We start from the raw sequence: 20,925 nt of genomic DNA, 5'->3' as shown, positions 1-20,925 counted from the left end.
ACGCCTTTTCACGAGCTATCGAACGCGCCGGCCTCGCCGGCGCGTTTTTCGTTTCGGGTGTCAGTTTTCGGAGCTGCGGGCGGACTGGCGAGGCATGTGGGCACAGGTCGGCCACGCCTCGGCGAAAGCATCGTAGACCAGCAGCGGACCGCTGAGGGATAGCCGCTCCGGGTGGCGGTCGACATGCTCGACGAGAATGCGCCTCAGGCCGTTGGCATCGATCCCCGGCGGCACGCAATTGGCCCGCCCCAGCAGGAAGGCATCCAGCGTCCCCTGCAGATAGCCGAGGCAGAAGGTAACCGCGACCGGGTTGGCCTCGGGCTCCGCCTTGCAGATCGCGGCGATCTGTTCCGCGCTCTGCCAGCCGTCAGCCGCAACGGGCGTTGCCGCAGCCCCCGAGGCAAGCACCGTGAGCCCTGCCAGCACTGCCCGGACCTGCGCCGACCCTGCGCCTCCTGCCATTTCCGTGCTCCGCATCGATTTCCGCAAGCATCAATCATCGGACGAGTCGCGGCTTGCCACAAGGCGCGGCCCTCTCTGCAGCACCTTCGGCATGTGCCGGACGGAAAGCGCCGGACACACGCAAACGAAGAAAATGAACCTCAATACGAAAATGCACTTGCCATTTCCTGTCGCCAGAGGGCACAACTTGGGAGGTTTCCGGGAGGGCTCGCCCCGACCGACGATGCCGCACCCGAAAGATGCCACGTCCGCATCGATAGCGAAAAAAAGCGAAAGGCCCGGCATGGAGCCCGTGACCCCTCGTCAATCCGAGATACTGGACCGTGCGCGGCGCGCCGGACGGGTCGACGTCGACGGCCTTTCGACCGAGTTCGACGTCACTCCGCAGACCATCCGCAAGGATCTCAACGAGCTGTGCGAGCGCGGCATGCTGCAGCGGGTGCATGGCGGCGCCGTACTGCCGTCGGGCATCGCCAACTATGCCTATGACGCAAGGCGCCAGCTTGCAGCGGACGAGAAGCGGCGCATCGGCCTGCGGGCGGCCGGCCTCATTCCCGACAATGCCTCGATCATGCTGAACATCGGCACCACCACCGAGCAGGTGGCCCGGGCCCTGCGCCAGCACGACGGCATCATGGCGATCACCAACAACATCAACGTCGCCAACATCCTGCGCGCGGCTCCGGCCGTGGAGGTGATCATCGCCGGCGGCCAGGTCCGCGCCTCCGACGGCGGCATCGTCGGCGAGGCGGCGGCCGAGTTCATCCGCCAGTTCAAGGTCGATTATGCGCTGATCGGCGCCTCGGCCATCGATCCGGACGGAACCATCTTCGACTACGACTTCCGCGAGGTGCGCGTCGCCCGCGAGATCATCACGCATGCGCGGCAGACCATCCTCGTCGCCGACAGCATGAAATTCGAACGCAGCGCCCCGGTGCGCATCGCCCATATCTCCCAGATCGACATCTTCGTCACAGACAAGGCCCCTCCCGAGCCCCTGGTCGAGATCTGCCGGGAGCATGGCGTGCGCATCGAGATCGCCGGCGACGGGGACACCGATCGTCCGGACACGGAGCGCGAAGACGGCCGGGGAGCCCAGGGCAAATGAGTGCAGCAACGCAGGCAGCCGACTACGACCTTCTCGTCGTCGGCGGCGGCATCAACGGGTGCGGCATCGCCCGCGACGCGGTCGGGCGGGGCTATTCCGTCTGCCTGGCCGAGATGAACGATCTGGCCAGCGGCACCTCGTCCTGGTCGACCAAGCTGATCCATGGCGGGCTGCGCTATCTGGAGCATTACGAGTTCCGCCTGGTGCGCGAGGCCTTGAGCGAGCGCGAGCTGCTGTGGGCCAACGCCCCGCACATCATCCGTCCGCTGCGCTTCGTGCTGCCGCACCAAAAGGGCCTGCGCCCGCGCTGGATGCTGCGCCTCGGCCTGTTCCTCTACGACAATCTCGGCGGCCGCAAGCTGCTGCCGGGCACGCGGACGCTGAACCTTGCGACCGATCCGACCGGCAAGCCGCTGAAGGACGGGTTCACCACCGGCTTCGAATATTCCGACTGCTGGGTGGACGATGCCCGGTTGGTCGTGCTGAACGCCCGCGATGCGGCGGACCGGGGAGCGGAGATCAACACCGGCACGCAGGTCGTCGGCCTGGAGCGCGAGGGCGATGTCTGGCGCGCCACGCTGCAGGCGCGCGAGGGCGGGGCAACGCGCAGCGTCACCGCCCGGCTGGTGGTCAATGCCGCCGGCCCCTGGGTCGACCGGGTGCTGAAGGGCGCCTTGAAGCGCAACGACACCCACAATGTCCGGCTGGTGCAGGGCAGCCACATCGTCGTGCGCAAGCTCTTCGACCACGACCGGGCCTACATCTTCCAGAACGGCGACGGGCGTATCGTCTTCGCCATTCCCTACGAGCAGGACTTCACCCTGATCGGCACGACCGACCGCGACTATGACGGCGATCCGGCGAACGTGGCGGCGAGCGAGGAGGAGATCGTCTACCTGACCCAGGCGGCGAGCGAATATTTCCGCAAGCCGATCCTCCGCGAGGACGTGGTGTGGACCTATTCCGGCGTGCGGCCGCTGTTCGACGACGGCGCCTCCAAGGCGCAGGAAGCGACCCGCGACTACGTGCTGAAGCTCGACGGCAACGGCACGAGCGGCCAGGCGCCGATGATCAACATCTTCGGCGGCAAGATCACCACCTATCGCCGCCTTGCCCTGTCCGTCCTGGAGATGGTCGAGAAGGCCCTCGGCGCCAAGGGGCCGGAATGGACTGCGCGCGCGTTGCTGCCCGGCGGCGACTTCCCGACCACGGGCCTTACCGATCTGGAAGCCGCGCTCGCGCGGGAGTTCCCCTTCCTGCCGCGCCCGCACGTCGCGCGGCTGGCCCGCAGCTATGGCACCCGCACCCGCGACTTGCTGGCCGGCGCCTCTTCCCTCGACGATCTGGGACCGCATTTCGGTGCCGACCTGTACGGCCGGGAAGTCGCGTATCTGATGGACCACGAATGGGCCCGGCACGCGGATGACGTGCTGTGGCGCCGCAGCAAGCTGGGCCTGCGCGTCACGGAACAGCAGGCCGAGACGCTTTCGGCCTGGATGAGCGAGCGCCTTGGCGCCGCCGCGCCGAGTGCCGCCGATCAGACCACCTGAACGATGCCCGGCCTCGCCATGAGACCGGGACGCGATCCAACGGAGAAGACCGCCGGACGGGCCCGTCCGGCGGTCTTTTCGTCTTGTCCTGCGTGAACGCGGATCAGAGCTTGTCGGTCACCGCCGTGGAGGTGGCGCCGGCGGGCTCCTTGCTGATCACCGGGTCGGATCCACCGCTCAGCAGCGTGTTGACCGTGCGCTGGTAGTCTTCCATGTCCAGCCGGCCGTCGGAGCCTTCCGTCAGCTTGTTGACCTCGCGGACCATGCGCTTCTGGTGCTTCTCGGTCTGTGCGCCGGTGGCATCGTTCTCAAGCACGATGTCCGCGGCCTCGTCCGGGTTGTCGCGGGAATACTCCCAGCCCTTCATCGTGGCGCGGACGAAGCGCGCCATCTTGTCGACGAAGGCCGGATCCTTGAGGTTCTCCTCCATCACGTAGAGCCCGTCCTCCAGCGTCGCGACGCCCTGGTCCTCATACTTGAAGATGACGAGATCGCTCTCCGGAATGCCGGCGTCGATGACCTGCCAGTATTCGTTGTAGGTCATGGTGGAGATGCAGTCGGCCTGCTTCTGCAGCAGCGGATCGACGTTGAAGCCCTGCTTCAGCACGGTGACGCCGTCCGCGCCGCCCTCGGTCGGAATGCCCAGCTTGCTCATCCACGACAGGAACGGATACTCGTTGCCGAAGAACCAGACGCCGAGCGTGCGGCCGCGGAAGTCCTCCGGCTTGGTGATGCCGGTTTCCTTCAGGCAGACCAGCATCATGCCCGACTTCTTGAAGGGCTGGGCGATGTTGACCAGGGGCACGCCGCGTTCGCGGCTGGCAAGCGCCGCCGGCATCCAGTCGATGATCACGTCCGCGCCGCCACCGGCAATGACCTGCGGCGGGGCGATGTCCGGTCCGCCCGGCTTGATCGTGACGTTGAGGCCCTCTTCCTCGTAAAAGCCCTTGTCCTTGGCCACGTAATAGCCGGCAAACTGGCCCTGCGTGACCCATTTGAGCTGCAGCGTGATGTCGTCGGCTGCCTGCGCGGGACCGAATGCGAAGGCAAGCGCGGCGGCGGCTAGCAAAGTCCTCTTCATTTCCTGCTCCCTCTGGTGGGGCAGCCGTCGCCCGTTATCCCCGGACTGACGGATGCCAGAATGTGACCGCCCGTTCGACGAGGGTCACCAAACCGTAGAATAGCGACCCGGCGAGTGCGGCGATGGCAATCGAGGCCCAGACCATGTCGATGTTCATCCGTCCCACCTCGGTGGAGATGCGGAAGCCCATGCCGACGATCGGCGTGCCGAAGAATTCGGCAACAATGGCCCCGATGAGCGCAAGCGTCGAGTTGATTTTCAAGGCATTGAAAACGAACGGCATGGCCATCGGCAGACGCATCTTGAGCAGCGTCTGCGGGTAGTTTGCCGCGTAAGTGTGCATGAGATCGAGCTGCATCCGGTCGGCGGCGGCAAGGCCCGTCACCGTGTTCACCAGCATCGGAAAGAAGGTCATGATCACCACGACCGCCGCCTTGGACGGCCAGTCGAAGCCGAACCACATGACCATGATCGGCGCGACGCCGATGATCGGCAGGGCCGAGACCAGGTTGCCCACCGGCAGCAGCCCGCGCCGCAGGAACGGCACCCGGTCGACCAGGATGGCGACGAGGAAGCCGGACCCGCAGCCGATGGCGTAGCCGACCAGCACGCCCTTCAGGAAGGTTTGGCGGAAGTCCGCCCACAGCACGGCCGGCGAGGTCAGCAGTCGCGCCCAGATGTCCGAGGGCGGCGGCAGCAGCACCTTGGGCACGGCGAAACCGACGACCAGGACCTGCCACAGGATCAGCAGCCAGGCACCGAAGGTCAGCGGGATGGCGAGCGCCAGCAGCCGCTTCCACACGGCCCCGCGCGGGGTCAGCCCCGCCATTTCCTCCACCGACAGCCAGGCCAGCGCCCAGGCGACGAAGACATAGGCCCAAAAGCCCGATGCCGCCTGCCCGGGATGCCTGCCGATGATTCCGATCAGCGCGAAGGCCATCGCATAGGACACGGCGACCAGCCCCGCCGTCGCCAGCGGGCCTTGCAGGAAGCGCAGCAGATAGGGCGCGAGCACGATGACGCCGGCCAGGGCGGAGATCGCCAGCAGCGGATGGCTGAACAGTCCCAGCTGCATCGTGTCGGAGGTGATCACCGGCAGCATGGTCGCGACCACGGCAACGACTAGCGCCAGCGCCGACAGCAGCGCCTTCACCGGACCGAGCCGGGGACGCTCCGCCAGCTGCAGGCCGAGAGAGGGATGCCGCGCGCTCATGGCCGCATCCCCATGCGCTTCAGCACCAGCCGCTCGGTCATGCCGATCAGCGCGACCAGCGCCGCCGCCAGCACGGCTGCGGCGATCAGCGCCGACCAGATCTGCACCGTCTGCCCGTAATAGGAGCCCGACAGCAGGCGCGCGCCGAGCCCGGCGACCGCGCCGGTCGGCAGCTCGCCGACGATGGCGCCGACAAGGCTCGCGGCGACGCCCACCTTCATGGAGGCGAAGAGATAGGGCATGGCGGAGGGCAGGCGCAGCTTCCACAGCGCCTGCGCGGACGAGGCCGAATAGGTCTTCATCAGGTCCATCTGGATCGCTTCGGGCGAGCGCAGGCCCTTCACCATGCCGACCGTCACCGGAAAGAAGGAAAGATAGGTCGAGATCATCGCCTTGGGCAGCAGGCCGGAAATGCCGATGGCGTTCAGCACCACGATGATCATCGGCGCGATGGCAAGGATCGGGATCGTCTGCGAGGAGATCACCCAGGGCATCAGGCTCTTGTCGAGAACCCGGCTGTGCACGACCAGGATCGCCAGGCCGATGCCGAGGGCGGTGCCGAGCACGAAACCGAGCAGGGTCGAGGAGAGGGTGATGCCGCCGTGATAGACGAGGCTGCGCTTGGAGGTCACCGCCTTGTTGGCGGTGGTGTCCCACAGCTCGACCGCCACCTGGTGCGGGGCGGGCAGGACGGGCCGGTCCTGCGACAGCGTGTCGGCGACGAGCTGCGCCAGCGGCGCATCCTCCACTCCGCCGCGCTTGTACGTGTCGCGCTGGAACGGCGTGTTGAGCAGCACCGCCGCCAGGTACCAGACGGCGATGATCGCCGCGATGACCACCAGCACCGGCCCTGCCGTGCCCTGCATCAGGCCGGCGAAAGGCGAGCGGGAGGGCGGGGAAAGCGCTGTGTCCGTCATGCGGCCTCGCTTGCGATCACGGTTCGACCGGCGATGATCATGCCCGTTCCTCCTCCCGAGCGGTCTGTCCGGCCCGGTCATCGGCAACGAACTGGCCGATAAGGGCGGCAAGCTGGTCGGCATCCCCCTGGTTCAGACCGGAAAACAGCTCGGTCTCGTTGCCGTTCCGTCCGACGACGACGGTGTAGCGCGTCGGAGCGGCCGTCTGCCCGGCGGCAGCGCTGCTTTCGCGCGCCGCAACCGAGGAGATCTCGGCGGCCTTGATGTCGACCGCACTGTGGCGCGTCATGTTCTGCCGGAAATACCGGACCATCCCGTCGGACAGGATGGCGTTCTGGCTCGCGCCCTTGAACAGAAGCCGGACCTGCACAGCCGAAAACACCAGCGCGGCCAGCACGACGAGCTGGACCGTCAGCATGAGGGTATCAACGTTGCCGTCTGTGAGAAACGCGCCGCCGGTTGCAAGGTATCCGAGATAGAAGAGCGGCGCCAACCAGGCGACATGCCTCGCCAGCGGCGCATCGACCGCCGGCACACGGACGCGAACCTCGTCGCCCTCGCGCGAAATTTCCACCCGGGATCTGGCAAGGTCCGCCTGCGTGGGAAGAAGCTTCATGCCGCAACTCCCGTGCGTCCGAGCCCGTCGTTGAGCGCCTCCATGATCAGCCTGGCTTCCGCGTCGTCGATGGCCGTGCCGAAGGTCACCGTCGTCTGGCCGTAGTCGAAGGCAACGCCGCCGGACTTGCCCAGCGGGTTGTCGGCCGCCTGAGCGCCGAAGATCGGCTGCCCTACCGTGTTGCGGCGGACGTTGCCGATATGCGCGGGATCGTAGCGCCAGCTTCGCGAGAGGATCGGCGTATGGACGGTCTTCACCACCTCCGTTTTCGAGATGCTCAGCCGTTCTTCTCCGGCCAGCATCCAGAGCAGGTTCGCAGCGCCGTAGAGCCACCCCAATGCCCACAGGACCATCCAGAACATGACAAACATGGACAGGCCGGGCTTCATCGAGCCGGACGCGAGTATGTTGAAGATGGAAAAGCCGGCGAAGGACCACATGCCCAACCAACCCATCAGGAACAGCATGGACCACAGCCTCGCCCTGGCCTGCACGACCACGACGTGCCCCTGCGGCCCCGGCCGAACCGTCACCCGGGTGGATATCGGAAGCTCAAATCCCATCGAGCGCCTCTTCCTGCGGTCTGGCCGGCACCGGCATGCCCTCAATCGTCATAGCTGTGCCCCGCCCGCAGCCCCTCGCGCACCCGGTGCGCGATCTTCAGGAATTCCGGCGTCTCGCGGATGTCGAGCGTGCGCTCGCGCGGCAGGTCGCTCTCGATCACGTCGTAGATGCGGCCCGGACGCGGGCACAGAACCACGATCTTCGTCGACAGGAACACCGCCTCCGGGATCGAATGGGTGACGAAGACCACCGTCTTGCGGGTCTTGGCCCACAGTTTCAGCAGCTGCTCGTTGAGGTGGTCGCGGACGATCTCGTCGAGCGCGCCGAACGGCTCGTCCATCAAGAGCAGGTCGGGATCGAAGGAGAGGGCGCGGGCGATGGAGGCGCGCTGCTGCATGCCGCCCGACAGTTGCCAGGGATATTTGCGCTCGAAGCCGGCAAGGTTCACCAGCTCCATGTTGCGGCGGATGCGCTCCTCGCGCTCCCCCTTCGAAAAGCCCATGATCTCCAGCGGCAGGGCGATGTTGTCGGCGATGGTCCGCCAGGGATAGAGCGCGGCGGCCTGGAAGACATAGCCATAGGCGCGCTTCAGCCGGGCTTCGTTCGGCGTCATGCCGTTGACGCTGATCGAACCGCCGGTCGGCGCCTCCAGATCGGCGATCACCCGCAGCAAAGTGGTCTTGCCGCAGCCCGACGGGCCGATCAGCGAGACGAAATCGCCCTCGCCGATGGCAAGGTCGATGTCCGACAGCGCGTGGACCGGGCCGTCATTGGTCTCGAAAGTCAGGGACAGGTTCTCGATGTCGATCACCCTGGCAGGGGCAGTCATGCGCGATTTCTCCAGATCCAGGATGCGTGCAGGGCGCCGCTCGCAGCGGCAACGGCGGACAACAGGCCCATGACCGCCACGTGATTTCCGAAAATATCCATGTCCCCCTGCTCCCAACGACGCCATGAGCCGTTCCACAAAATCTGCTGAGCAGCAAATGCTGCGATCCCGACCGAGGGAATCGCTGCAAGGATGGCAGCCCTTCGCCGAGAGACGAGCCTGCGGAGCCCCGCATAGGCGGGCAGCCACACAGGGAAGCCGCACAGCGCGCCCGGCACGACGCCGAGCAGGCCGATCATTGCCAGCGGGGTAGCGACTGCGAAGTATTGGAGAGCAAGGTCCAGAAAGCCGCCGCGAAACGCTTGGCCCCAGGTTACGCCGTCAAAGGCGAGCACAAGCAGGAGAAAAAGCGGGCCGCAAGTCGCCGCCGAACAGGTAACCAGCACAATCCAGGCTCCCGCGCTCCCCTCGCGGAACGCGGTGCGCCAGCCGGCGCCGGGTCCTGTCCCGTCGCCCAAGCCTGCCTCGCCCATCCGCGGGGCGTCCGGCGGTGGTTGCCGCTCAGCCTGCTGCAAGCCGTTCTCCCCCATTCCGGCCGGCCCCGCCCGTCGGTGCCGGCCCGTTCGCCTCACACGCCGCTGCGGGGAATGCCCGAGCGCTCCACCTTGCGCGGCGAGGTCAGTTCCTTCCAGGTCGACAGCGCCGTGTTGACCGCCTGGAACGGCGGACGGGCGACGAACTTGCCGTGCCCCTCGCGCGTCTTCACCGCCCCGTCGTCGATGGCCACCTCGCCGCGGGTCAGCGTGAAGCGCGGCAGGCCCTTCACCGCCTTGCCCTCGAACACATTGTAGTCGATGGCCGACTGCTGGGTCGCGGCGGAAATCGTCTTTTCCTTCTCCGGATCCCAGACCACCAGGTCGGCATCGGCGCCGACCAGGATCGCGCCCTTCTTCGGGTACATGTTGAGGATCTTGGCGATGTTGGTCGAGGTCACGGCGACGAACTCGTTCATCGTCAGCCGGCCGGTGGCGACCCCGTGGGTCCACAGCATCGGCATACGGTCCTCGAGCCCGCCGGTGCCGTTGGGGATCTTGGTGAAGTCGCCGAGCCCGGTGCGCTTCTGCTCCGTGGTGAAGGCGCAGTGGTCGGTCGCCACCACCTGCAGCGTGCCCGCCTGCAGGCCGGCCCACAGGCTGTCCTGGTGCTTCTTGTTGCGGAAGGGCGGCGACATCACGCGGCGCGCCGCATGGTCCCAGTCGGGATGGCGGTACTCGCTCTCGTCCAGCGTCAGGTGCTGGATCAGCGGCTCGCCGTAGCAGCGGATGCCGTTCTGCTTGGCCCGGCGGATCGCCTCATGCGCCTGTTCGCAGGACGTGTGCACCACATAGAGCGGCACGCCGGCCATGTCGGCGATCATGATCGCCCGGTTGGTCGCCTCGCCCTCCACTTCCGCCGGACGCGAATAGGCATGGGCCTCCGGACCGTCATTGCCTTCGGCCATCAGCTTGGCCTGCAGCTGGGCGACCACGTCGCCGTTTTCCGCATGCACCATGGGCAGGGCGCCGAGCTCGGCGCAGCGCTGGAACGAGGCGAACATCTCGTCGTCGTCCACCATCAACGCGCCCTTGTAGGCCATGAAATGCTTGAAGCTGTTGATGCCCTTGTCGCGCACCACCGCTTCCATGTCGTTGAACACCTGCTCGCCCCACCAGGTGATCGCCATGTGGAAGGAGTAGTCGCAATTGGCCCGCGTCGACTTGTTGTCCCACATGGTCAGCGCTTCCAGCAGCGACTGGCCCGGCGAGGGCAGGCAGAAATCCACCACCATGGTGGTGCCGCCGGCAAGGGCGGCGCGCGTGCCGCTCTCGAAGTCGTCGGCGGAATAGGTGCCCATGAATGGCATTTCCAGGTGCACATGCGGGTCGATGCCGCCGGGCATCACGTAGCAGCCGGTCGCGTCGAGCACCTCGTCGCCGGAAAGATCCGGCCCGATCTCGACGATCCTGCCGCCGTCGATCCTGACGTCCGCCCGATAGGTGAGATCGGCCGTGACGACCGTTCCGCCCTTGATCACTTTGCTGGCCATCGCTGTTCTCCAAAGTCGTGTGTCGTTTCCTGGAAACTCACCTGCGTGCTGCTCGCCGGTCCGGGATGACGCGGCGAGGCAGTGCCCAACCTCAACCTCTCGCCTGTCGCACTGACCTCTCCGGTGTCATCCCGGGCAAGGCGCAGCCGCGACCCGGGACCGGAGAGCCACAAGCTATCGGTTCATCGTCTCGTACAGATCGGCCCACTCCGGATTCATCTTCTCGATCAGTTCGAACTTCCACTTTCGGTGCCATCGCTTGATCTGCTTTTCCCTGCGAATGGCCTCTTCGAGGTCGTCGTACTCTTCGTACCAGACCAGCGCCTTCACTCCGTAGCGCGAGGTAAAGCCGGGAACGAGGTCGGTGCGATGCTCATACGCCCGCCTCGCGAGATCCGTCGTCACGCCGGTGTAGAGGGTCTCGTACGGCCGCGAGGCCATGATGTAGACCCACGATGCCACCCATCCCCCTCCTCGGCTCTCCGGTCCCGGATCTCGCTGGCGCTCGTCCGGGATGACGCGGAAAGGCAGTGCCCAAATCTCACGCCTCGCCTGCAGCTCCATCTTCTCCATCGCCCTCGCGGGCAAGGCAGTGCCCAATTCCCGGCTCCCGCCCTGCACACCACCCTCTCCAGCGTCATCCCGGGCAAGGCGAAGCCGCGACCCGGGACCGGAGAGCCACCACTCCCTCTGTCGTGCTCACAACCCTCCCGGTCCAAATGTTGAATATCTTCCAAGGGGCTGATCCCAAGTTCTTATGAATGGCAACTTTTCAAGGTTCTTTCCTTTTCCATCTATATAATTAATTGTCCATCGCTTCATACGCCATAAAACTCTTATTTGTTTTTTTAGCTCAGAGTAAGAATGAAGGCGGAATACAAACCTATTATATCTAACGCAACTTATCCCTCTCGATACGAGAAATACTCTATACGATTTCTCAATGCTTACCTCTCCTCTTTCCTTCGAAAGGACGTAGAATGGCTCCTGCCCGCTAGTATCCGGCACATCCTCACTCCGCGATCTCCGCCGCCTCCAGCACCGCATGCAGCAGCACGTCGGCACCGGCCTGCGCCCATTCCCTGGTGATCTCCTCGGCCTCGTTGTGCGACAGCCCGTCGACACAGGGGCACATGATCATCGCCGTCGGCGCGACCTTGTTGACCCAGCACGCGTCATGGCCGGCGCCGGAAATGATGTCCATGTGGCTGTAGCCGAGCTTTTCCGCCGCGTTGCGTACCGCCTTGACGCAGGTCTCGTCGAAGGTCACCGGGTCGAAATGGCCGACCGCCTCGACCGTCGCCGTCAGCCCCAGATCCTCGGCAATGCCCGGCACGCGCGCCTCGAACTCCGCCTTCATCGCATCCAGCGTCTCGCGATCGGGCGAGCGGAAGTCGACGGTGAAGACCACCTTGCCGGGAATGACGTTGCGCGAGTTGGGATGGACGTCGCAATGGCCGATGGCGCCGACCGCGCGCGGCTGGTGCTTCATCGCAATCTCGTGCACCAGCTCGGTCATCCGCGCCATGCCGAGGCCGGCATTGCGGCGCATCGGCATCGGCGTCGAGCCGGTATGGCTCTCCTTGCCGGTCACGGTGACTTCCAGCCACCACAGGCCCTGGCCGTGGGTGACGACGCCGATATCCTTGCCCTCGGCCTCCAGGATCGGTCCCTGCTCGATATGCAGCTCGAACATCGCGTGCATCTTGCGCGCGCCGACCTCTTCCTCGCCGACCCAGCCGATGCGCTTCAGCTCGTCGCCGACGGTGCGCCCCTCCGCGTCCTTGCGCTCATAGGCCCAGTCGAGATCGTGCACCCCGGCAAAGACGCCGGAGGCCAGCATGGCGGGGGCGAATCGCGTCCCCTCCTCGTTGGTCCAGTTGGTGACGACGATGGGCCGCTTCGTGCGGATGTTGAGGTCGTTGAGGGTACGCACCAGTTCCAGCGCGCCGAGCACGCCGAGCACGCCGTCGTATTTGCCGCCCGTCGGCTGGGTGTCGAGATGCGAACCGACATAGACGGGCAGGGCATCGGGATCGGTGCCAGGGCGCGTCATGAACATGTTGCCCATGGCGTCGACGCCCATGCTCATCCCGGCCGCCTCGCACCAGGCCTGGAACAGCTTGCGGCCCTCGTTGTCGGCGTCGGTCAGGGACTGGCGGTTGTTGCCGCCGGCTACGCCCGGGCCGATCTTCGCCATCTCCATCAGGGCGTCCCACAGGCGGTCGGCGTCGATGCGCAGGTTCTTGCCCGGTGCGGTCATTCAGCTCACTCCCTCTTGGTCCGGTGCGGCGGCGCCGTCGGCGCTCACTCCATGTTGGGAAAGGTATAGACGGCGCCGTCCTTGATACCGGCCGGCCAGCGCGTCGTCACCGTCTTGAGGCGCGTGTTGAAGCGCACGCCTTCCGCGCCGTAGATCGAATGGTCCCCGAACAGCGAGCGTTTCCAGCCGCCGAAGGAGAAATAGGCGACCGGCACCGGGATCGGCACGTTGATGCCGACCATGCCCACCTCGATGCGGTCGGCAAAGGCGCGCGCGGCATCGCCGTCGCGGGTGAAGATCGCGGTGCCGTTGCCGTATTCGTGCTCGTTGATCAGCGACAGGGCTTCCTCGTAGCCGCCGGCGCGCACCACCGACAGGACGGGGCCGAAGATCTCCTCGCGGTAGATCGTCATGTCGCGGGTCACCCGGTCGAACAGGGTGCCGCCGACGAAATAGCCGTTCTCGTAGCCCTGCAGCGAGAAGCCGCGCCCGTCGACCAGCAGGTCCGCGCCTTCCTTGACGCCCTGGTCGATATAGCCGAGCACCTTGCGCATATGCGCCTCTGTCACCAGCGGGCCCATCTCCGCCTCGCGGTCGGTGGCCGGGCCGATCTTCAGCGCCTGCACGCGGGGCACCAGCTTTTCCACCAGCCGGTCGGCAGTCTCCTCGCCGATGGGAACGGCGACGGAGATCGCCATGCAGCGCTCGCCGGCCGAGCCGTAGCCCGCGCCCATCAGCGCGTCGGCGGCCTGGTCCATGTCGGCATCCGGCATGACGATCATGTGGTTCTTGGCGCCGCCCAGCGCCTGCACCCGCTTTCCGTGCGCGGTGCCGGTCGTGTAGACGTATTCGGCAATCGGCGTGGAGCCGACGAAGGACACCGCCTTGACGTCCGGATGGGTCAGCAGCACGTCGACCGCCTCCTTGTCGCCATGCACGACATTGAGCACCCCGTCCGGGAAACCCGACTTCCGGAACAGGTCGTAGACCACCATGACGGCGGAAGGGTCGCGCTCCGACGGCTTCAGCACGAAGGTGTTCCCGCAGGCGACCGCGATCGGGTACATCCACAGCGGCACCATGGCCGGGAAGTTGAACGGGGTGATGCCGGCGACGACGCCGAGCGGCTGGCGGTCGGAATAGCTGTCGATGGCCGGGCCGACATTGCGGGCGAACTCGCCCTTCAAGAGATGCGGGATGCCGCAGGCGAATTCCACCACCTCGATGCCGCGCGCCACCTCGCCCAGGGCATCGTCATGGGTCTTGCCGTGTTCGGCCGAGATCGCCCTCGCGATGTCGTCGGCATGGGCGGAGAGCAGCTCCTTGAAGCGGAACATCATGCGCGCGCGCTTGAGCGGCGGCGTGTCGCGCCAGGCGGGGAAGGCGGCCTTCGCCGCCGCAATCGCTTCCGCGACCTCGGCCGCGCTCGACAGCGGCAGGACGGCGGTCTGCTCGCCGGTCGCCGGGTTGAACACCCCTTGCGTCCTGGTGGAGCGGGAGACGACACGCGCCCCGCCGATGGCGTTCTCGATGCTGGCAAGACCGGACTTCGACATGGTTCCTCCGCTCGCCCGGCCGGGTAGCGGCCCGGGCGCCCTGTCCGTCTCAAATTGCGGCCGGCATGGGCAGGGGGCGGAGCAAAGCTTCCCGCAAACCCTCAGCGTCATCCCCTGGCATCGGGCGGCGCTCGTCGCACCGCCGGCCGTTCCCCGTCGTCCGGATGCACAGTCTCATCCGGGCGGCCTTCGCGTCCTCGCGCTCCGGCCGAAATCTGGAAAGTGCGCGGCCCCGGTCTGTTTGATGTCCGCCGGTGGTCCGCCGCTGTTTGCCATTGCGCCAGGCCAAAAAACCTGACCAAATGGTCAAATCGAGCGTAGGAAGGCTTGACCATCCGGTCAAGGTCAATTTTTTGGCCCGCCTGCCCAATAGGCACTCACCGCAGCGGACGGCCGGGAGAGATGAGCGGCAGAGACAGGACACCGGGCAAGGCGCAGGACGGATCGCAGAAGAGCGCGATCCGGGCGGAGAACGAGCGCGTCATCCTGAAGGCGGCCGAGGAGGTCTTCGCCGAGAGCGGATTTCGCGGCGCGACCACGGGCATGATCGCCGACCGCGCCGGCATCCCGAAGGCCAACCTGCACTATTATTTCCCGACCAAGGAAGCGCTCTACCGGCGGGTCGTCGAGCATATCTTCAACATCTGGCTGGAGGCGGCGAACTCGTTCGACGAGAACGACGATCCGGTCGATGCGCTGACCGCCTACATCTCCAAGAAGATGGACGTCTCGCGCGCCCACCCGATGGGCTCCAAGGTCTGGGCCAACGAGATCCTGCACAAGGCGCCGGTGATCCAGGACTATCTGGAGACGACGCTGACCGAGTGGACCGCCTCGCGAGTCGCGGCCATCGAGCGCTGGATCGCCAGCGGCCGGATCGCGCCCGTCGATCCGCAATACCTGCTCTACATGATCTGGGCGACCACCCAGCACTATGCCGACTTCAACCACCAGATCGACACGCTGAACGGCGGGCAGCCCCTGTCCGACGCGCAGTTCGAGGACGCCAAGCGCACCGTGACCGGCATCATCCTGACCGGCATCGGGGCGATCCCGCCGGCCGGGCTTGCCGCCGACGACACGCCGCGCGATGCTGGCGCCAGCAACGGCGCGGCCTGACCGGCGCGGCGACAGACAGGGACGGAAAGCAGATGGAGGCAGGCCCGACACGGGCAAATGCGGGAGGCCTTGAGCCCGACGGCGAGGGCGCGCCGCGCACCCGCATCCAGGAGAAGAACCGCGCCCGCATCCTGGAGGCCGCGCTCGGCACCTTCTCGCGCTTCGGCTATCGCGGCGCCCGCGTCGACCAGATCGCCGAGGACGCGGGCATGTCGAAGTCGAACCTGCTCTACTATTTCGGCTCCAAGTCGGAGATCTACAAGGCGGTGCTGGCGGACCTGCTCGACCGCTGGCTGGCCCCCTTGCGCACACTCGACCCGGAAGGCGACCCGCGCACCGAGCTCACCGCCTATATCGAGCAGAAGCTGCGCTTTTCCGCCGACTATCCTGAAGCCTCGCGCCTCTTCGCCAACGAGATGCTGCAAGGCGCGCCGATGATGCGCGACGTGCTGGAAGGCCCGCTGAAAGCCCTGGTGGAGGAGAAGTCGCAGGTGCTGCGCCACTGGGCCGAGAGCGGGCGCATCCGCCCGGTCGATCCCACCCACCTCATCTTCCTGATCTGGGCGACGACGCAGACCTATGCCGACTTCGCGCCGCAGATCGAGGCGATCACCGGCAGCGGCATCCATGACGAGGCCTTCCGCCGCCAGGCGTTGCAGGCGCTCACCGATCTTATCTTCGCCGGCCTGCTGCCGCGTCCCGGTTCGCCTTGATCTTGCCCTTGCCGCCTGTATCCTGCTTTCGACAGGGGACGTGCTTTGCCGTCCCTGCTTGGCCCTGAACGGGAGACCGCATGCGCAAGGCCCTCGTAGTCGCCGCCCTTCTGCTTTCCGCTCCGCTGACGCTGGCCGGACCCGCGCTGGCCGCGAAATGCGGAAACAATGCCGCCGGCTTCCCGGCCTGGCTCGCCAGCTTCAAGCGCGAGGCGGTGGCCTCCGGCATTTCCAGCCGCACGGTGGAAGCCGCGCTCGGCGGCATGACCTACAACTCCAAGGTCATCCGTCTCGACCGCAACCAGAAATCGTTCAAGCTCTCCTTCGAGCAGTTCCTGGCCCGCCGCGCCCCGCCCTCGACCATCGCCATCGGCAAGCGCCGCATGAAGCAGCATGCGGTCGTGCTCGACCGGGTGGAGCGCAAGTACGGCGTGCCGAAGGAGGTCATCGTCTCGATCTGGGGGCTGGAATCCGGCTTCGGCGGCTTCATGGGCGACATTCCGATCTTCTCCTCCCTGTCGGCGCTTGCCTATGACTGCCGCCGCTCGGCCTTCTTCACCAACGAGCTGATGAGCGCCCTGCGCATCGCCGACCGCGGCCAGATGCGGATTTCCGAGATGAAGGGCGCCTGGGCCGGCGAGATCGGCCAGACCCAGTTCCTCGCCTCCAGCTACGAGCGCTTCGCGGTCGATTTCGACGGCGACGGCCGGCCGAACCTGATCCGCAGCCCGGCGGATGTCTTCGCCTCCACCGCCAATTTCCTGCGCCAGCACGGCTGGCAAAAGGGCGGCGACTGGTCGCCCGGCAGCAGCAATTACGGCGTGCTGCGCGACTGGAACCGGGCCGAGGTCTATCGCCGGACCATCGCCCATTTCGCCACCGAGCTGACGAAGTAGCGCCAGCGGAAAAAGCAGCGGCTCAGGCGGCCCGCGGCTTCGCGTTGCGGCCGTCCCGCTGCAGCACGAAGGTCGCTGCCGCCGTCACCGCGACACCGGCCAGCGTCCAGGCGCCCGGCCAGGGCGCACCCATCACCACAGTCTCCAGCAGTACAAAGGACGGCAGCAGATAGGTGTAGGCCATTACCGGCCCCGCCGGCAGGCGCAGGCTGGCATAGGTGGCGCAGAAGAAGCTGGTCGCCGTCGGAAACACCGCGAGATAAGCAATGCCGACCAGCACCGGCAGCGGCACCGCGGCCCACTCGGTCGCCGCCAGTTCGGCGCGGCCATAGACCAGCAGCATCGCCGCGCCGGCGGTCAGGATCCAGAAATTGAAGATCTCCAGCGGCTCGCCGCGATTGAAGAGCCGCATCAGGGGAGCATAGAAGGCATAGGCGGCGACGCCGAAGAGATAGATGCGCTCGCCGGGACCGAACTCCAGCCGCGCGAGCCGGGTGAGATCGTCGCCGAACAGCACCAGCAGGGCGCCTGCCGCCCCCACGCCAAGGCACACCACCTGCCGCCGCGAGATCCGCTGGCCGAGCAGCGCAAGGCCGGCCAGCGCGGTGAAGGCGGGAAGCAAGGTGAAGACCGCGCCCGCATTGAGTGCGCTGGTCAGCCGCAAGGCCTCGAACATCGTCACGAAGAAGATGTCCAGCAACAACGCGATCAGCAGATAGACCGGCAGGCGCGAGAGCTTCGGCAGCGCCCATTGCCGCTTCACCGTGACGATAGCGGCAAAGATCGCCGCGGCGATGCAGAAGCGCAGCGCGGTCAGCACCGCCGGGTCGAGCGCCCCGGTGATCGCATGGCCGAGCGGAAACGAGGTGGAGACCAGAAAGACGAAACCGAGCATCGCCACGTGGGCGCGCCCGGTTTCGCCGGCATCCGCAGGGGCGGCAGCGGTGGTCAACGCGCCGCCCGTCTTTCGCACATCGTCATTCTGCTGCTTCCGGCACCCGGTTGGGGTTGTTGGGATGGGTCGTCCAGTTGGCATAGTTCGGATTGATCGGCTTGCCGGTGCGCGGGTCCGTGCCCTCGGCAATGTGCTCCATGGTGATGCAGTCCTCGACCGGACAGACCGAGACGCACAGGTTGCAGCCCACGCACTCCTCGTCAATCACCTCGAAATGGCGCAAGCCGTCCTTCATCGCGGTGATCGCCTGGTGCGAGGTGTCCTCGCAGGCGATGTGGCAGCGGCCGCACTTGATGCAGGCATCCTGGTCGATGCGCGCCTTGACCACGTAGTTGAGGTTGAGCCGCTGCCAGTCGGTGACTTTGGGCACCGCCCGCCCGACCACCTCATCGACCGAGGTGTAGCCCTTTTCGTCCATCCAGTCGGACAGGCCGTCGATCAGGTCCTCGACGATGCGGAAGCCGTAGGTCATCGCCGCGGTGCAGACCTGCACCGTGCCGGCGCCCAGCGCCATGAACTCGGCCGCGTCCCGCCACGTCGTCACCCCGCCGATACCGGAGATCGGCAGGCCGTGGGTCTGCGGATCGCGGGCGATCTCGGCGACCATGTTGAGGGCGATCGGCTTGACCGCCGGGCCGCAATAGCCGCCATGGGCGCCCTGCCCGTCGATGGTCGGATAGGGGGCCATCTGGTCGAGGTCGACCGAGACGATCGAGTTGATCGTGTTGATCAGGGACACCGCGTCGGCCCCGCCCGCATGGGCGGCCCGGGCCGGGTTGCGGATGTCGGTGATGTTCGGCGTCAGCTTGACGATCACCGGCATGCGCGTGTGCTGCTTGCACCAGCGCGTCACCATCTCGATGTACTCGGGCACCTGGCCGACGGCCGAGCCCATGCCGCGCTCGGACATGCCGTGCGGACAGCCGAAGTTCAGCTCGACGCCGTCGGCTTCCGTCTCCTCGACGCGGCGCAGGATGTCGATCCAGTTCTGCTCCTCGCAGGGCACCATCAGCGAGACGACGAGCGCCCGGTCCGGCCAGTCGCGCTTGACCTGCTTGATCTCGCGCAGGTTCGTCTCCAGCGGGCGGTCGGTGATCAGCTCGATATTGTTGAACCCGAGCAACGAGCGGTCCGGCCCGTGGATCGCGCCGTAGCGCGGGCCGTTGACATTGACCACCGCCGGGTCCTCGCCGAGCGTCTTCCAGACGACGCCGCCCCAGCCCGCCTTGAAGGCGCGGACGACGTTGTATTCCTTGTCGGTCGGCGGCGCGGAGGCCAGCCAGAACGGGTTCGGCGACTTGATGCCGAGAAAGTTGGTGCGAAGATCGGCCATCTGAAAATCCTCCCCACGGATGTTCGGGAGTGAAGGGTACGGGTTGGGAAGACCTGCCGCGCTCAGGCGGTCAGCGCCGCGTGGATCGAGGCCGCGGCGATCTTGCCGTCCTCGACCGACGCGACCGTCAGGTCCTCGCCTCCGGCCACGCAATCGCCGCCGGCCCACACGTCGGCAAGCGAGGTGCGGCGGTCCGCGTCGACGCCGATCCGGCCGCCGTCGAGCTCCAGCGCCTCGCCTCCGCCCAGCGCGTCCGGCACGAAGGTCTGGCCGATCGCCTTGAACACCTGGTCCGCTTCCAGCGTCACGCTCTCGCCGGTTCCCGTCAGCCGGCCGGCGCTGTCGGGCAGCATCCGCTCCAGCTCGATGGCCCGCACATGGCCGCCCTCGCCGATCAGCCGGCGGGGCGCCAGACACTCGCGGATCACCACCCCGTTGGTCAGGGCGATCTCCTGCTCGTAGGCGCTGGCCTTCATCGCCTCTCGGTCGCGGCGATAGGCGATGGTCACCTCTTCCGCGCCGAGACGCTTGATCTGCACGGCGATGTCGATGGCGGTCATGCCGCCGCCGATCACCACGACCTTGCGGCCGACCGGCAGGGCGGAGAGGTCCTGCGCCTGGCGCAGCTCGGCGATATAGGCGACCGCGTCGATGACGCCGGCCAGATCCTCGCCTTCGGTCTTGAGCGCGTTGACGCCGCCGAGCCCCATGCCGAGGAACACCGCGTCGAAGTCGCGGCGCAGGCCTTGCAGCGTGATGTCGCGGCCGAGCGCGGTGTTGCACTCCACCGTGATGCCGCCGATGGACAGGACGAAGTCGACCTCCGCCTGGGCAAAGCCATGCGTCGTCTTGTAGGCGGCGATGCCGTATTCGTTGAGGCCGCCGAGCTTGGCCCGCGCCTCGAAGATCGTGACGTCATGCCCCTCGCGCGCCAGCGCATGGGCACAGGCGAGCCCGGCCGGGCCGCCGCCGACGACGGCAACGCGCTTGCCGGTGGGCGCTGCGCGCTCGTAGGGCAGGGAGGCATCGCGCGCCAGGAACGTGTCGGTCGCGTGGCGCTGCAGCAGGCCGATGGACACGGGCCGGTCCTCGGCGAGGTTGCGCACGCAGGCCTCCTCGCACAGGGTCTCGGTCGGGCAAACGCGGGCGCACATGCCGCCGAGGATGTTCTGCTCGAAGATCGTCTTGGCCGAGCCGAGCGGATTGCCGGTGGCGATCTGGCGGATGAACTTCGGGATGTCGATGGAGGTCGGGCAGGCGATCGTGCAGGGCGCGTCGTAGCAGAAATAGCAGCGATCCGCCTCGACCCGCGCCTCATGGACGCCGAGCGGCGGATGCAGATCCTCGAAATTCTCCAGGTAGTCGTCGGCCGTCAGTCGCCCCGCACGGATGTCGGGGTTCACGAGTGCATCAGCCATGGCTGCACCTCCGATTGCACCGGGCCGCGGGCGCGGGCTCCGGCGTCGATGTTCTCCTCTGGAACGCAGGCGATCCGTTTCTGTCGTCGGACCGGGACCGGAAGGGGATCCCGCTATTGTCCTGCGTCGGCTCTGGCGATTTGCTTGGCGCGCGCCTCGTTGGGTGGGAGCACGTCCGAGATCATTGGGCCGAATTTTGACCAAATAGTCAAATTTTTTGTGGCAACTCGAAAGCCGGCGTCCCGA

At 66.6% G+C, this 20,925-nt stretch carries 20 protein-coding genes; 5 read left to right on the top strand and 15 right to left on the bottom strand.

The features are described 5' to 3' along the window. Window positions 1-60: 60 nt before the first annotated feature. Window positions 61-462, bottom strand: a complete 402-nt coding sequence (locus H7H34_RS22765) for a Rap1a/Tai family immunity protein (RefSeq protein WP_185926847.1) — start codon at window positions 460-462, stop codon at window positions 61-63. A gap of 283 nt (window positions 463-745) precedes the next feature. Here H7H34_RS22765 and H7H34_RS22760 point away from each other — a divergent pair, with 283 nt between their 5' ends. Together H7H34_RS22760 and glpD are read left to right on the top strand one after the other, a co-directional pair. Next, window positions 746-1,570: a DeoR/GlpR family DNA-binding transcription regulator gene (locus H7H34_RS22760; protein WP_120269777.1), complete on the top strand. Its 825-nt coding sequence runs from the start codon at window positions 746-748 to the stop codon at window positions 1,568-1,570. Continuing rightward, window positions 1,567-3,120, top strand: a complete 1,554-nt coding sequence (glpD, locus tag H7H34_RS22755) for a glycerol-3-phosphate dehydrogenase (RefSeq protein WP_185926846.1) — start codon at window positions 1,567-1,569, stop codon at window positions 3,118-3,120. Before H7H34_RS22760 ends, glpD begins: the two co-directional genes overlap by 4 nt. A 103-nt stretch (window positions 3,121-3,223) precedes the next feature. Here the strand turns inward: glpD and H7H34_RS22750 are convergent, their stop codons facing one another. From H7H34_RS22750 to H7H34_RS22700, 11 genes are all read right to left on the bottom strand, one after another. Beyond that, window positions 3,224-4,201, bottom strand: a complete 978-nt coding sequence (locus H7H34_RS22750; RefSeq protein ID WP_120269779.1) for an ABC transporter substrate-binding protein — start codon at window positions 4,199-4,201, stop codon at window positions 3,224-3,226. A 34-nt stretch (window positions 4,202-4,235) separates the two neighbouring features. Next, complete coding sequence (locus tag H7H34_RS22745) at window positions 4,236-5,414, bottom strand: ABC transporter permease (RefSeq protein ID WP_209006436.1); 1,179 nt, start codon at window positions 5,412-5,414, stop codon at window positions 4,236-4,238. After that, entirely contained in the window at window positions 5,411-6,280 is an 870-nt protein-coding gene (locus tag H7H34_RS22740) for an ABC transporter permease (protein ID WP_245165641.1), read from the bottom strand. The genes H7H34_RS22745 and H7H34_RS22740 overlap by 4 nt, the downstream gene beginning before the upstream one ends. Before the next feature lie 88 nt (window positions 6,281-6,368). Further along, window positions 6,369-6,947 (bottom strand): hypothetical protein, encoded by a 579-nt coding sequence (locus H7H34_RS22735; RefSeq protein ID WP_185926844.1) that lies wholly within the window; start codon window positions 6,945-6,947, stop codon window positions 6,369-6,371. Continuing rightward, complete coding sequence (locus H7H34_RS22730; protein WP_185926843.1) at window positions 6,944-7,510, bottom strand: hypothetical protein; 567 nt, start codon at window positions 7,508-7,510, stop codon at window positions 6,944-6,946. Before H7H34_RS22730 ends, H7H34_RS22735 begins: the two co-directional genes overlap by 4 nt. Window positions 7,511-7,551: 41 nt before the next feature. Continuing rightward, a complete protein-coding gene (locus H7H34_RS22725) occupies window positions 7,552-8,340 on the bottom strand; it encodes an ABC transporter ATP-binding protein (RefSeq protein ID WP_185926842.1) in 789 nt (262 codons plus the stop codon). After that, entirely contained in the window at window positions 8,337-8,915 is a 579-nt protein-coding gene (locus tag H7H34_RS22720; protein WP_185926841.1) for a hypothetical protein, read from the bottom strand. Before H7H34_RS22720 ends, H7H34_RS22725 begins: the two co-directional genes overlap by 4 nt. A gap of 53 nt (window positions 8,916-8,968) precedes the next feature. Further along, a complete protein-coding gene (gene hydA, locus H7H34_RS22715; RefSeq protein WP_185926840.1) occupies window positions 8,969-10,426 on the bottom strand; it encodes a dihydropyrimidinase in 1,458 nt (485 codons plus the stop codon). 174 nt (window positions 10,427-10,600) lie between these two features. Next, window positions 10,601-10,888 (bottom strand): GIY-YIG nuclease family protein, encoded by a 288-nt coding sequence (locus tag H7H34_RS22710; protein ID WP_371811472.1) that lies wholly within the window; start codon window positions 10,886-10,888, stop codon window positions 10,601-10,603. A gap of 550 nt (window positions 10,889-11,438) precedes the next feature. Continuing rightward, complete coding sequence (locus H7H34_RS22705) at window positions 11,439-12,689, bottom strand: Zn-dependent hydrolase (protein ID WP_185926839.1); 1,251 nt, start codon at window positions 12,687-12,689, stop codon at window positions 11,439-11,441. A gap of 44 nt (window positions 12,690-12,733) precedes the next feature. Next, window positions 12,734-14,245, bottom strand: coding sequence for a CoA-acylating methylmalonate-semialdehyde dehydrogenase (locus H7H34_RS22700; RefSeq protein WP_185926838.1), 1,512 nt, complete (start codon window positions 14,243-14,245; stop codon window positions 12,734-12,736). A gap of 402 nt (window positions 14,246-14,647) precedes the next feature. Here H7H34_RS22700 and H7H34_RS22695 point away from each other — a divergent pair, with 402 nt between their 5' ends. From H7H34_RS22695 to H7H34_RS22685, 3 genes are all read left to right on the top strand, one after another. Further along, window positions 14,648-15,364, top strand: coding sequence for a TetR/AcrR family transcriptional regulator (locus H7H34_RS22695; protein WP_185926837.1), 717 nt, complete (start codon window positions 14,648-14,650; stop codon window positions 15,362-15,364). 32 nt (window positions 15,365-15,396) lie between these two features. After that, entirely contained in the window at window positions 15,397-16,077 is a 681-nt protein-coding gene (rutR, locus tag H7H34_RS22690; protein WP_185926836.1) for an HTH-type transcriptional regulator RutR, read from the top strand. An 80-nt stretch (window positions 16,078-16,157) separates the two neighbouring features. Continuing rightward, window positions 16,158-16,973, top strand: coding sequence for a lytic murein transglycosylase (locus tag H7H34_RS22685; protein WP_185926835.1), 816 nt, complete (start codon window positions 16,158-16,160; stop codon window positions 16,971-16,973). Window positions 16,974-16,995: 22 nt separating this feature from the next. Here the strand turns inward: H7H34_RS22685 and H7H34_RS22680 are convergent, their stop codons facing one another. From H7H34_RS22680 to H7H34_RS22670, 3 genes are all read right to left on the bottom strand, one after another. Continuing rightward, window positions 16,996-17,925 carry a DMT family transporter gene (locus H7H34_RS22680; protein ID WP_185926834.1) on the bottom strand — a complete coding sequence of 310 codons (930 nt, stop codon included), beginning with the start codon at window positions 17,923-17,925 and terminating at the stop codon, window positions 16,996-16,998. A gap of 25 nt (window positions 17,926-17,950) precedes the next feature. Beyond that, entirely contained in the window at window positions 17,951-19,261 is a 1,311-nt protein-coding gene (gene preA, locus H7H34_RS22675) for an NAD-dependent dihydropyrimidine dehydrogenase subunit PreA (RefSeq protein ID WP_120269791.1), read from the bottom strand. 62 nt (window positions 19,262-19,323) lie between these two features. Next, a complete protein-coding gene (locus H7H34_RS22670; protein ID WP_158194362.1) occupies window positions 19,324-20,679 on the bottom strand; it encodes an NAD(P)-dependent oxidoreductase in 1,356 nt (451 codons plus the stop codon). Between the last annotated feature and the right edge of the window lie 246 nt (window positions 20,680-20,925).

Origin of the sequence: Stappia sp. 28M-7 (genome assembly GCF_014252955.1) — a bacterium.
Taxonomy (GTDB): Bacteria; Pseudomonadota; Alphaproteobacteria; order Rhizobiales; family Stappiaceae; genus Stappia.
This window is presented reverse-complemented; position numbering and strand designations above follow the sequence as displayed.

What these genes read in the sequence shown, in the direction of transcription:
- H7H34_RS22750 (WP_120269779.1), bottom strand. Translation starts at nt 4,201, where the DNA reads ATGAAGAGGACTTTGCTAGCCGCCGCCGCGCTTGCCTTCGCATTCGGT.
- H7H34_RS22695 (WP_185926837.1), top strand. Translation starts at nt 14,648, where the DNA reads ATGAGCGGCAGAGACAGGACACCGGGCAAGGCGCAGGACGGATCGCAG.
- H7H34_RS22670 (WP_158194362.1), bottom strand. Translation starts at nt 20,679, where the DNA reads ATGGCTGATGCACTCGTGAACCCCGACATCCGTGCGGGGCGACTGACG.
- H7H34_RS22705 (WP_185926839.1), bottom strand. Translation starts at nt 12,689, where the DNA reads ATGACCGCACCGGGCAAGAACCTGCGCATCGACGCCGACCGCCTGTGG.
- hydA (WP_185926840.1), bottom strand. Translation starts at nt 10,426, where the DNA reads ATGGCCAGCAAAGTGATCAAGGGCGGAACGGTCGTCACGGCCGATCTC.
- H7H34_RS22740 (WP_245165641.1), bottom strand. Translation starts at nt 6,280, where the DNA reads ATGCAGGGCACGGCAGGGCCGGTGCTGGTGGTCATCGCGGCGATCATC.
- H7H34_RS22745 (WP_209006436.1), bottom strand. Translation starts at nt 5,414, where the DNA reads ATGAGCGCGCGGCATCCCTCTCTCGGCCTGCAGCTGGCGGAGCGTCCC.
- H7H34_RS22765 (WP_185926847.1), bottom strand. Translation starts at nt 462, where the DNA reads ATGGCAGGAGGCGCAGGGTCGGCGCAGGTCCGGGCAGTGCTGGCAGGG.
- preA (WP_120269791.1), bottom strand. Translation starts at nt 19,261, where the DNA reads ATGGCCGATCTTCGCACCAACTTTCTCGGCATCAAGTCGCCGAACCCG.
- H7H34_RS22725 (WP_185926842.1), bottom strand. Translation starts at nt 8,340, where the DNA reads ATGACTGCCCCTGCCAGGGTGATCGACATCGAGAACCTGTCCCTGACT.
- H7H34_RS22685 (WP_185926835.1), top strand. Translation starts at nt 16,158, where the DNA reads ATGCGCAAGGCCCTCGTAGTCGCCGCCCTTCTGCTTTCCGCTCCGCTG.
- H7H34_RS22700 (WP_185926838.1), bottom strand. Translation starts at nt 14,245, where the DNA reads ATGTCGAAGTCCGGTCTTGCCAGCATCGAGAACGCCATCGGCGGGGCG.
- H7H34_RS22760 (WP_120269777.1), top strand. Translation starts at nt 746, where the DNA reads ATGGAGCCCGTGACCCCTCGTCAATCCGAGATACTGGACCGTGCGCGG.
- H7H34_RS22735 (WP_185926844.1), bottom strand. Translation starts at nt 6,947, where the DNA reads ATGAAGCTTCTTCCCACGCAGGCGGACCTTGCCAGATCCCGGGTGGAA.
- H7H34_RS22730 (WP_185926843.1), bottom strand. Translation starts at nt 7,510, where the DNA reads ATGGGATTTGAGCTTCCGATATCCACCCGGGTGACGGTTCGGCCGGGG.
- glpD (WP_185926846.1), top strand. Translation starts at nt 1,567, where the DNA reads ATGAGTGCAGCAACGCAGGCAGCCGACTACGACCTTCTCGTCGTCGGC.
- rutR (WP_185926836.1), top strand. Translation starts at nt 15,397, where the DNA reads ATGGAGGCAGGCCCGACACGGGCAAATGCGGGAGGCCTTGAGCCCGAC.